The organism is Nocardia sp. NPDC005366 (assembly GCF_040606855.1).
Classification (GTDB): Bacteria; Actinomycetota; Actinomycetes; order Mycobacteriales; family Mycobacteriaceae; genus Nocardia.
Genome location: NZ_JBEXFQ010000073.1, coordinates 1 through 10,601 on the forward strand (window position 1 = coordinate 1; position 10,601 = coordinate 10,601).

Annotated in this window: 15 protein-coding genes; 11 read left to right on the forward strand and 4 right to left on the reverse strand. The window is 67.9% G+C overall.

Annotated features, from left to right (window positions below; translation table 11 throughout):
- The 11 genes from ABZS43_RS36050 to ABZS43_RS36100 all read left to right on the forward strand — a co-directional run.
- On the forward strand, positions 1–1,032 hold a 1,032-nt coding region (locus ABZS43_RS36050), incomplete at its 5' end, for a hypothetical protein (protein WP_355040495.1).
- Positions 1,029–2,384 carry an AAA family ATPase gene (locus ABZS43_RS36055; RefSeq protein ID WP_355040496.1) on the forward strand — a complete coding sequence of 452 codons (1,356 nt, stop codon included), beginning with the start codon at positions 1,029–1,031 and terminating at the stop codon, positions 2,382–2,384. The genes ABZS43_RS36050 and ABZS43_RS36055, both read left to right, overlap by 4 nt.
- A 153-nt stretch (positions 2,385–2,537) precedes the next feature.
- Positions 2,538–2,837, forward strand: a complete 300-nt coding sequence (locus ABZS43_RS36060; RefSeq protein WP_355040497.1) for a hypothetical protein — start codon at positions 2,538–2,540, stop codon at positions 2,835–2,837.
- Positions 2,834–3,304 carry a hypothetical protein gene (locus tag ABZS43_RS36065; RefSeq protein ID WP_355040498.1) on the forward strand — a complete coding sequence of 157 codons (471 nt, stop codon included), beginning with the start codon at positions 2,834–2,836 and terminating at the stop codon, positions 3,302–3,304. Before ABZS43_RS36060 ends, ABZS43_RS36065 begins: the two co-directional genes overlap by 4 nt.
- Positions 3,301–3,690, forward strand: a complete 390-nt coding sequence (locus tag ABZS43_RS36070) for a hypothetical protein (protein ID WP_355040499.1) — start codon at positions 3,301–3,303, stop codon at positions 3,688–3,690. Before ABZS43_RS36065 ends, ABZS43_RS36070 begins: the two co-directional genes overlap by 4 nt.
- Before the next feature lie 11 nt (positions 3,691–3,701).
- Positions 3,702–3,896, forward strand: coding sequence for a hypothetical protein (locus ABZS43_RS36075; RefSeq protein WP_355040500.1), 195 nt, complete (start codon positions 3,702–3,704; stop codon positions 3,894–3,896).
- Positions 3,896–4,687, forward strand: a complete 792-nt coding sequence (locus ABZS43_RS36080) for a hypothetical protein (RefSeq protein WP_355040501.1) — start codon at positions 3,896–3,898, stop codon at positions 4,685–4,687. Before ABZS43_RS36075 ends, ABZS43_RS36080 begins: the two co-directional genes overlap by 1 nt.
- An 83-nt stretch (positions 4,688–4,770) precedes the next feature.
- A complete protein-coding gene (locus ABZS43_RS36085) occupies positions 4,771–5,811 on the forward strand; it encodes a GAF domain-containing protein (protein WP_355040502.1) in 1,041 nt (346 codons plus the stop codon).
- A gap of 210 nt (positions 5,812–6,021) precedes the next feature.
- Positions 6,022–6,411 carry a hypothetical protein gene (locus tag ABZS43_RS36090; RefSeq protein WP_355040503.1) on the forward strand — a complete coding sequence of 130 codons (390 nt, stop codon included), beginning with the start codon at positions 6,022–6,024 and terminating at the stop codon, positions 6,409–6,411.
- Positions 6,412–6,482: 71 nt separating this feature from the next.
- Complete coding sequence (locus tag ABZS43_RS36095) at positions 6,483–7,121, forward strand: hypothetical protein (RefSeq protein WP_355040504.1); 639 nt, start codon at positions 6,483–6,485, stop codon at positions 7,119–7,121.
- A gap of 68 nt (positions 7,122–7,189) precedes the next feature.
- Positions 7,190–7,402 carry a hypothetical protein gene (locus ABZS43_RS36100; RefSeq protein ID WP_355040505.1) on the forward strand — a complete coding sequence of 71 codons (213 nt, stop codon included), beginning with the start codon at positions 7,190–7,192 and terminating at the stop codon, positions 7,400–7,402.
- 48 nt (positions 7,403–7,450) lie between these two features.
- On the opposite strand, the gene ABZS43_RS36105 is transcribed toward ABZS43_RS36100, so the two are convergent.
- The 4 genes from ABZS43_RS36105 to ABZS43_RS36120 form a co-directional block, all read right to left on the reverse strand.
- Entirely contained in the window at positions 7,451–8,098 is a 648-nt protein-coding gene (locus ABZS43_RS36105) for a hypothetical protein (RefSeq protein ID WP_355040506.1), read from the reverse strand.
- Positions 8,099–8,439: 341 nt separating this feature from the next.
- A complete protein-coding gene (locus tag ABZS43_RS36110; protein ID WP_355040507.1) occupies positions 8,440–8,793 on the reverse strand; it encodes a hypothetical protein in 354 nt (117 codons plus the stop codon).
- Entirely contained in the window at positions 8,790–9,593 is an 804-nt protein-coding gene (locus ABZS43_RS36115; protein ID WP_355040508.1) for an SAM-dependent methyltransferase, read from the reverse strand. Before ABZS43_RS36115 ends, ABZS43_RS36110 begins: the two co-directional genes overlap by 4 nt.
- Positions 9,594–9,655: 62 nt before the next feature.
- Complete coding sequence (locus tag ABZS43_RS36120) at positions 9,656–10,486, reverse strand: nucleoside hydrolase (protein ID WP_355040509.1); 831 nt, start codon at positions 10,484–10,486, stop codon at positions 9,656–9,658.
- Positions 10,487–10,601: the final 115 nt, after the last annotated feature.

A 10,601-nucleotide genomic window follows, 5' to 3' on the forward strand; every position in this document is an offset into this window, starting at 1 on the left:
GTGCCGACATCACGTCGTCACGAGGACGGTTCGTCGGCACCGTGTCGGCATGACGGTGGCGTGACGGTGGCACCACGTCGGCATGATGACGGCACCACGTCGGCATCCTGTCGGCATGGCGTCGTCATCATGCACGACTACCAACACCACCAAACCACCTACACCGACCCCGGCGACACGAGGGAAAAGACCAGGTCAGATTGGGAATCCGACAGCTTGCCGGAGGTGGCGGAAAACCGCGACCCGCAGCAGGAAAACGTGCGCTCCCCCGCGCGCGACGCGCGCGCGTCACGCCCGCGCGCGTCTCAGAAGTTAGAAGTTATAAGTACCTCCGGTACTTACGTTGGTATCCCCCCTCCGGTAGGTAACGCGCGGGAGGAAATTCACCCCGACCCACCGCCGTCCGAGTCGATGCCGTCACGGGAACCGCAGCCGACGGTTCGGGTCGCGCCGCGGGCTCGCCACGGCGGCGACAGCGTGGCGGACCGGATCAACGCCTCGGCTCCCGAAATCCCGGCGACCCCGGCGATGCGCCAACGGGTTCTGGCTCGGCTGGCGCCCAACGGGGTCGCGGTGCTCGCCGATCCCGACAGCGACGCGATCCGCCGCGAACGCGCCCGAGACGAACTCGATCGCGCCGAAGCGGTCATCGACGCTCGCGCCGAGTACCTGAAAACCGGTGACCTCGCCCCGAATGCCGACGCCGACTTCCTGTTCGACCGCTACGGCGACAACGGGGCGATGCGGCGCATGATCGCCGCCCAGCGACCGCTGCCGGTGCCGGACCCGGTCACGGTGGGTGAGCGGCGCGCGATGGCGTTCCGGCTGGCCGGCGAGCACATCGACACGCTCATCGGCTACGGCGCGCGACCTCCCGGCAAGGCTCGCGAGGCGATGCGCGCCGAACTCGAAGCCCTGCTCGAGGCCGGGGTGAGCCAGGATGTGTTGCGCTCGGAGTTGCGCGCGATGCTCGAGGCCGGGTTGTGGGCGGCCTCGAAGCTGCGTGAACGACTCTCCGAGGCCCGGACATGACCGATACCGGCGTGGACTGGGATGCCCCGGAGATGTGCGACGTCGAGGCCGAACAGCAGCTCCTGGGCGCGGCGCTCTACGCCGAAGGCAACCTCGAGGTCGCCGAGCAGGTCGCGAGTATCGCGAACCAGGCGTTCTACGTGCCCGCCCACCAGCTGCTGCACGCCGCGCTCGTGGATGTCCTGCGCGACGAGCAGATCCCAGACCCGGTCATGATCGTCGACCGGGCCGCACGCCGGGGCGCGCTCGGCGGCAACCCCGACCGACTCCGGCGGGTGAGCCTGGAACTGCTCGGCAAGGGCATCCCCGCGTCGGTCCCGTACTTCGCCGACCGCGTCACGACCCTGTGGCACGCCCGCACGGCCGTGCTCGAAGCAACCCGGCTCATCCAGCAATTGCACGGCCTGCACCGCTCGGGGGATCTGCATTCCACTGGTGGAGTCCTTGCGCGCGCACGCGAGGCCCTGGATCTGGATTTGTCCGACCCGACCGTGCCGGACGCTTCGGCATTGCCGCCCTCGGTCGCGGAAATCCTCGCCGGGTCGGATTCCTACGACTGGCTGATCCCGAAGCTGTTCGAGTACGGCGACCGGATGATCCTCACCGGAATCGAAGGACTCGGGAAATCGACACTGCTGGCACAGATCGCGGTCGCGGTCACCGCCGGACTGCACCCGTTCCTCGCCGCGCCCATCATCGGGCCGGGCGCGCCGATGACCACCTCGCACCGGGTGTTGGTGATCGACGCGGAGAACCTGCCAGGGCAGCTGCGCCGTCGCTACGGCGATCTCGTGGGCCGGGTGAACCGGATCTGCGACCAGCAGTCCCACCCGAAACCGGACTGGGACGACGAACTCCGCATCGAGGCCCGCCCCGACGGCGTCCGCCTCGAAGACCCGCGCGAGCTGCGTCGCATCGAAGCGGCCATCGCCGCTCACCAACCGGTCCTGGTGGTGGCGGGGCCGCTATACCGGCTCAACGCCCTGGACACCGAGGCCGCCGACGGCGCTCGCGAACTCGTCCGGATTCTGGACCACCTGCGGGTCAAATACCGGTTCACGCTCATCCTCGAAGGCCACATCCCCCACGCCGCCGATGGCCGCTCGCGGTCGGTGCGCCCGATCGGGTCGTCGTTGCTGTTGCGGTGGCCGGAGTTCGGGTACGGGATCGTCCCGGCGAAGGGGCACGAGGACGACGAGCACCCCTCGGTGGTCGACCTGCGCCAGTGGCGCTACGCCCGCGACGAACGACTGTTCCCGCGCGAGCTCTACCACGACCCGTCCGGATTCCCGTGGACACCAGGGAGCGGCTACTTCGCCCTGTGCCGCAGCAAGGGCGTCTATGACCGATGAGACCGCATCGAATCATGTTGGTAGGCAACGAATGTGAGGTATTGAGGCCGGTTGATGACTGAAATATAATGGTGTGCAGGGGTTTTCAAGGGTGGCTTGCCCCCACCGGAAGACCTCTCGAATTGAATATCGCTTCTACGGGAGATGTGACGAATGAGAATCGTCCTGGAATTGCAGTGCCCGCAGGTCCACGAACCGATCGGGGACTTCGCGGATACCGACACCTCGCGGCTGGTCACCAGCCTCGCCCGGCCCTTGGCGCAGCGCCGCTGCCCGGCGTGCCCCGCCTCGGTCCTGGAACCGGGCCTGACCGTGCACGACGGCCACAATCGCCGAACCGCCTACTGCCCCTGCTGCCAGGCCACCTGGCTACCGCAGCGCCCCGTCCGTCTGCTCTCGGCGGGACGACTGCTCGGCACCGAGCCGGTGTCGCGATCGGGGGTGCGGTCATGATCCGCCGCACCAGCCCCGACATCCGATTCGCGACGCGGGTGCTGACCACGATCGCCGAACTGCCCAACCATCCACGCCATCCCGGCCTGTCGTGGGATCAGACCTACTACCGCGAAGTCGACGTCGAGGACGTGGTCTACGCCGACAACGGCGCTCCGGTCTGCCGCACAGCGCTGTGCTTCGCCGGGTGGGTCGTGCAACTCGACCCCGAGGTCGACTGGGCCTACGACTCGATGACCCTGCGCATCCACGAACTCACCGACCACACCACCTCGCGGCCGGTGACTCTGAGTTCGGGGCTGACCACCGCAGTCGACCTCACCACCGGCCATCTGCTCTACGCCGACGAATACGCCCAACGCCGACTCGGACTCACACCCGACCAGGCCGCGACGCTGTTCCTGTGGTCCAACACCCTCGATGACCTCGCCGAGGTCATCGGCCGCATCAGCAGGGGGCAACTGTGACCGCGACCGTCATCACCGCCACCGCGCTGGTGAACCGGGTGCGCCAACTCGCCACAGCGACACCGGAAGCCACCACACCCACCCGTGGCGAGCACCCGCACGGGGACCGCTACGTCGTGCGCGACGACGCGGGCCGCTGGCGAGGCTCGCGTCTGCTCGGGCGCGCGCTGCTCGACCTGGGGGCCGATCCGGACGCCTTGGCCGAGCACGACTCCTACGCGGCGAGTGCGGCGAGCACAGTCATGTGCTTCGTCGGGCTCGGTATCTGGGCGCAGGACCTGTTGTGGCTCAACGTCGTCCAAGTCCAGGAAGGCCGCGGTCGTTGCTGGTGTGACGCGGTCGCCTTCGCCGATCTGCGCATCCCCGGTGTCGGCGGTGGGCGATGAGAGATCAGCCCATGCCCGGTACCTCCGCCGCCGAAATCCTGGTCGACAAGCTACCCGCCTACGCGGGCCAGCCACAGCGCTGGTCGGCCCGCATCGCCTACTGCGACCAGGCCGGGCGCATCCGCCATCTACAAGCCATCCACACCGATCCCGACGCCGCCGCCGACGCCGTGCAGGATCGTCTAGACGAACTGGGAATCCGCTGATGACCAACGAGCACAACGCCACCCCCGACCAGGACCTCACCGACCGCATCGCCGCCCTCGCCGCCGAGGCCGAGAACCCGGTGGAGCCGCATGCTCCGCATCCGGAGCGGTGCCCGAACTGCATCGACGAATGGCACGCGCTGCCGATCCGCCGCAACCTGGTCCTGCTGCGGGAGCACTACTGCGGGTGCGCCGACTGCGACCGAGTGATGGACGCCTACGACTACGCCACCGACGACAGCGAGGTCATCTGCCCCGGCTCGGATGTCGGAGGCCCGATCGAACCTCTGGCGGTGCGCCTGGACCGCGCCGGGTTCGAGCTGTCGGTCGATCTCGTGGAAATCCAGATCCTGACACTGCCGGTCGATGCCCCTCCCGACCCGGACCCGTTCCCGCCGCCGAGGCCGACCATCGCGGTCGAGTTCCCCAACCCGCTGCCCTACCGGGCGGCGATCTTCGCCTACCGGCTCGGGATCACCTGGCGGGGAGCCGATCACGTTGTGGTCCTGCACCAGCCCGACGACGACGGCACCGGACCACAGACGGTGTTGTTCCGCTACCACCCGCCCGGCACCCCGCAACCCCCGATCGGCGGCACCTACCTGCTCGGCAATCTGATGCTGACCGTCGTTCACGACGGCAGCGACGCGCAGGGCTACCGGTCCGCGATCGACCCGAGCGGCATCGTCATCGAGATCGATGACCACATGGCAGCGCGGTACCAGGTCGACGGGCACATCGACCCCCGCGACATGGTCACCAGGGTCACCGGTCAGACCGTCAGTGATTGATCAGCCCCGATGAGCGTGAGGTTCGACACCGTCCAGTCTTTTTCCAGGTGCCGAGCCTCACGTTTCGGACTACGTTGTCCGGTATGTGGGGGGAATGGCTGTTGATCGAATGCGTGCGCGAAGAACCGACCGTGATGGCTATCGGTCGCAAACCCGCACGCCTGCAACCGCTTCAACGCGCGCTGCGCGGTCCGGCACTGCGGGTCGCGCGGCGGCTGACAGCGCAGGTCCGCACCGGCGGGCACGCCTGGGAAGAAACCTCCCGCGAGCGGGGTGAACACGTGATCGCCGAACCCATCCGCAATGTCGCAGGCCAGATCCACGGCGTGCGGATCTGGACCGGCGCCCTCGATACCCCCGTCCCGGCCGCCCCGCGTTCGGCGGCCTTCGACTGGAACCTCAAGGCCGCCACGGTGCTGCTGACCGAGGAGTCCTACGACATGCACGCCGCCGCACCCGAACACCGTCGCCCCGAGATCACCCGCATGCAGGCCATGCGGTGGCTGGTCCACGCCGCCGACGAAGGCACCGCGGTCGCCCTGGCTGCCGAATCGGATGAAACCACCGTGCACTACGACACCTGGCAGATCATGCGTGACGACGGCATCCACCGCGACATCCACTTCGCCGCGCGCGGGGCGATCGTGGGCGGGCAGAGGTTCATCCACGGGCTGATGCTCGATGTCAGCCCAGGCCGCGACCTCCCCGCACCGCCCCCGGCGTTGACTTTCGACCGTGCGGTCATGGAAGCCGAACTCTCGATGCCGGGGTTGTTCCACGCCCTGGTCGACCTGCGCACGCTCACCCCGCACCGGTGGCTCGGCGCTGCGATGCCCGGCATCGCCTGGGAACTCGGCGACGACCCCGACCGCGTACCTGCCCTGCACCCCGACGACATCCCCGCCGCCCGCGCACTCGCCCGCGGAGTCCTCGGCGGCCCCGTCGCCGGGCGCCTCCGACTGCGAAACACCCAGGGCGGATGGACGTTGGTGCACGTGGAAGCCAAACGCGTGCTGCTGACCCGCGATTCGGACTCAGTCGCCGCACTCGTCAGCGTGTCCCACACCACAACACCCCGGCAGGGACTATTGCCGCTGGTGTCAGAGGACACAGCCAGTAGTTAGCCGGACCCCTTCCTCTATAACCGATCTCACGTTTAGGATCTTCTGTTCGGGGTCAGGCCCCCTTGCCTCACTGGCCGACCCCGCCCCTCAGAACCGACCACCGAAGCGGTGCCACCCGCAGCCACGAGCTGTCGACCGCGCGCCGTACGAACCCGACCGGCCACACCACCGGCCGGATGCGGGTTCACCGTGTCACACCAGGAGATACCGGTGTCACCAGTGCTGAATCTCGAACTCGCCCAAGCAGTCCTACGCGCCCTGCACGCCAAACCGCACCTGCACCACGCACGGTTGTGGCGGCGCGAATGCGTCGAGGGCACCGCCTACAACGTCGCCGGATGGACGGTCACCCTCGCGGGAGCCGAGTGGACCGAAAACGGCGAACTGGTCCGATACAAGGGCCGAGTCCGCGCGGTGCCGATGCTCGCCCAGGAACTACTGGGCCTGCCTCACGCTCAGGCTCGGCGCTTGTTCTATCAGTGCGACGAGGACCAGGCCGTGGGCTTGCTCGCCGATCTCGTCGCCCACGCCACTCGCGCCCAGCGCGACCGGCTCCGGCTGCTCGAAACGCTTCCTCTCGCGATCTGCCCGACGTCCTGAGAAGTCTCTATCACTGCGCGCTACAGTAGAGACATGGTTTCCGTCGACCCGGCCACCGCGGCCTCACGACCATGACCGGCACCATCCCACCCCGCGCGGTCTCGGCCGACCTCGAGGACGCCGTGCACGCCCTCATCGGTCACCGGCTCCACGCCCACACCGACCGCGACGGCCAAACCCGCAGCGGCTACCGCGAATCGGTGTACGCCGAGATCCGCGCCGAACTCGCCGCACGCCTCGGCGAAGGAGGCAGCCTGCGACCACGCAGCCTGCCCCCGGCCTGGGTCGAGGGCCTGGACTGGATCACCACCATCGACACCACCGTCGCAGGGTGGTGGCCCGACCCCGGCCCCGACGACGGCCAGCCCGAGACCGTGCGCCGTCTCAATCTCCTCGCCGCCCACACCTGGGCACCCGAGGACCACGAAGCCATCGCCTGGTGCGTCGACGATCTCGAGCACTGGGCGATGGCCGGTAAGGCGCTGCTCGAGCCGGTGCGCCGCTGGGAGCTGGTCGCGGCCTGCCCGTCATGTGGGGCCCAGACGGTGCACCGGCCCGACAGCAGCGGTGAATACGTACGCCAAGCCGCACTCCAGATCAGCGCGCAGGGCTGCGAGTGCCTGTCGTGCCACACCCACTGGGCACCCGCGGTCTATCGGTTGCTCGCGGCAGCGTTGGGCTGCGACATCCCGGCAGGGGTCATGGAATAGCCGGGTGATGGTCGGTCGCGAGTCGTGCTTCTCGGAGATGTCGGCACCGGGGCGTAGGTTGTCTCACCATGACGAATATCGCTGTGCAAAGCTACGGCTCAGATCCGAATCAGGCACCCAGTCACGCACTCCCCGGTGGCCGACCTGAAGGACTCCCGCTTTCGGCTTCGATCTACGACGCCTCGGTCACCTACGGCAAGGACTCGCAGGCAGTTGTCGTCGCACTGTACGAAGCGGTGAAGGACCTCGAGAGGCTGGTACAGCCAGTACCGACCGATTGATACGGTTTGGGACCCATCACTGTTCGGTGCGGATGATCACGGCCCCGATCACGAATTGTCCGCCTTCAACGCGCGATACAGCGCCTCGACATCTTCGCCAGGCGGGAGCACCGCGACTGCCGCTGGTGCGCTCAAGACGCGGCCCGCGTGTCCGTCACCGCTACATGCGGTGCACCGGTACAAGTCTGCTGCAATTCTGATCTGGGCTGGGAACTGGGGTTCCCCGGTCGCAGCCGCACGTTCCCGTGCCTCCGCCAACAAGAGTTCGTTGAGCTTGTCGGAGAGCTTGGCCGCGAGTTCGACACCTTCATCGATGAGAACCTGAAACTCGGTGATGAGCTGTCGTATTCGTGGCTCCGACCGATCGACCAGCTTGTGCTTGTGCACGAAAACCGAACTATCACCGCAACCGACACAGCGATCCTGCCCGACGGCATGAACAATCTCGTTCCGCTGTTCAGCCGCAGTCACGACCCGCATCAGCCACGGCCCGAAGCCGACACAGCTAATCGCCGGATTCCTGTTGACCTCGCCTTTGAGATCCTTGGCGAGCTCACCTGTCGTCCTCTTCGCGGATTCCTTATCCACGGGGCCGTGCTGGAAAACGGCCCGGCGCATCTCGGCCAGCAGCGCACTGAGGCTCGCATCACCGAGCACCAGCTCGCCGATCAGACCGCCCATACCGTTCTTCGCCACGCGAATATGGTAGGCGTATCAACCACACCAATCGAGCGCATTATCCGGACTGGGAACACAACTAGTATCCAGGGTGCACACGACAGCAGCCGTTGCCGACCAGGGAAGCAGGGGTGAGCCAGGCCCCTGCCCGCGCCGAATTACCCCTGTGGACATACACGCGGATGGGACGAGGACTCGGCACGCGTCGGCAGGAGTCGCCCGACGTTGGGCGGCGGCAAGGCTGCGGATCATGTTGCAGTCCACCTACGGCCGCACAGGTGAACGGCGTCGCGCTCGCCGCCTGGCACTCCTGGCCGGGCGGTAGGAACTCCGCCCGGCCTGGCGACTGTCCAGCGCCGCTATCTGCCTCGCTCGTGCACGGCTGCCAGCCATTGCCGGACCAGTTCGGCGAGCTGGTGGTCCAGCGCGTCGACGAACCGTCTCGGCGCTGGCGCGTGCGCGGTGCGGTCGGTGCGGTATTCGTCGGCGAGCACGGCCAGCGCGCCTGCCAGCGGGCGGCAGTGCGGCGGGCAGCTCTGGTGCGCGCCGAGGACCAGGACTGCGTCCTCGGCAGTGAGGTCGCCGGGATCGTCACCGCAGTCGAGGGCGGCCACGGTCGGAGTTTCGACCACGACCAGGACCGGCCGACCCGCGATCCGGACAGGGGCCTGTCCTCGCCGGGTGCCGAGTCCGGGTAAGCCCTCCGGTGTCATCGCACACCTCCCCACGTCCCGACCGCGCCCCAGCAACACCGCGGCCCACCCACCTCCGGAACTGTGTCCTGATCGGGCAGCCAGTCCCCGGCGACCACGAGACCGGGCGCCAGGAGTTCGACCCCGCCCAGCAGCGCACCGATCTCACCGCCCGTGCGCGGGCGCAGCGTCAGGCCGTGCTGGGCGTAGACGGTCGCCGCAGTCTTCGCGGTGGCGGCTTCCACATCGGCGCGGATGTGAGTCGCCACCAGGTACCCGCTGGGCAGCGCGTCGACCAGTTCCGCGATCACCCGGCCCGGATCATCGAGGCGCTCGAGCATCAGCGATCCGAACACCAGCGCGATCGGTTCGGTGGTGTCCAGGCCGGTGACTCCGCTACGGCGGTAGTCGATCGCGGACAGGATCGCGGCCGGATCGTTCGGGTCGGCCTCGATGAACTGTGAGTCGCGGTCGAGCATGGCGCGTCCGTGCACGGCCACGATCGCTCCGCTGTCGAGATACACCGTGCGCGCCTGGGGTGCGACCGCGCGGGTCACGCTGTGCACGTTGGTGTCACGCGCGTATCCGCAGCCGATGACCACGAACTGATTGGCTCCGTGCTCGGCCAACTCCCGTGCCGCCCGCAGCAGGAAGGCCCGGCCGGCGCGCACCCCGGCCTTGAACATCGGTGCGCGCGCGTCGAGCTTGGCGGTCACCTCGCGGTCAACGCCGTAGTTGTCTTTGTTCTCCGGGTATTCGTGGAGCAGGGCGTCGAGCACTCGTGGATGGGTCGGCCCCGACAACTCGAACTCGACCCCCACCGAGCCTTCGTCGCTCTCCGTCTTGGATCCCGGCAGGGACTGCCTACAGGTCGGGCACAGGCTCACCACGTCAGCGCCTCGTGGACCCAGTCGAGGAAACCGGCGTAATCCACGCTGGCCGAGACCTTCATGGCCCGCCCGTACGGGTCGGCGTACAGGCGCGCGTCCTCACCGATGCGCACCGACTCCTCGGCGAAGCTGACGAACGGCAGCCCGAGCGCGGCCGACAGCGTGAGCGGGTCGTGGAGCCAGCAGCCGCCGTCTTTGAACGCGAACCAGCGCTGGAAGTGAATCCCCAGCATCCGCGCCCACTGCGGTGCGGAGTCTGCGGCCAGGTCATCGATCAGCGCCCATTGGTCGGTGACGCGGATGGCGTCGTGGTTGGTGTGCTCCGACATCACCAGACGCGGCCGGTGGGCGGTCCGCAGCGCCAGCCCGGCCGAGATCGCGTCGATACGGAAGTTGTGGGACGCGCGGGTCAGGTCGCGGTAGGTGCGCAGCCATCCGCCCATCTGGGTGAGCACGAGTTGTTCGGCCAGGTGCGGTGCCCAGGTCAGCAGCGTCGCGAGTTCGGCCATCGACCCGCACCCCACCCACCGCACCGGCCCCTCGGCGGAGTCGATGGCCTCGGTCAACGCCGCGACCATCGTCCCGAAGCGGTCTTCACGCTCCTGAGCGTCCGGGTACACGTACTCGGGGACCACTTGGCCGGGGTCGGCCAGAATCCGGCGTTCGTGGCCGAGGTCGATGCCTTCGATCACCTCGACCTCGCTGCGGCCCAACGAGTCCAGCATCTCGCGGGCGAAACGCGCACGCAGGCCACCGATCTCATCGGAGGTCAGCACCACCAGCTGCCCCGGCGGCACGGTGCGGGCCGCAACGACCAGGTTCACGAAATCGTCTGGGTCGTAGGCGATATTTCTATCGCCAGTTCGAACCTGTTGCTGGATTGGTTCTTGTTGCATGGTTTTCGGCTGGTCAGATGATTCCCGAAAGGTTGGTTGTCCG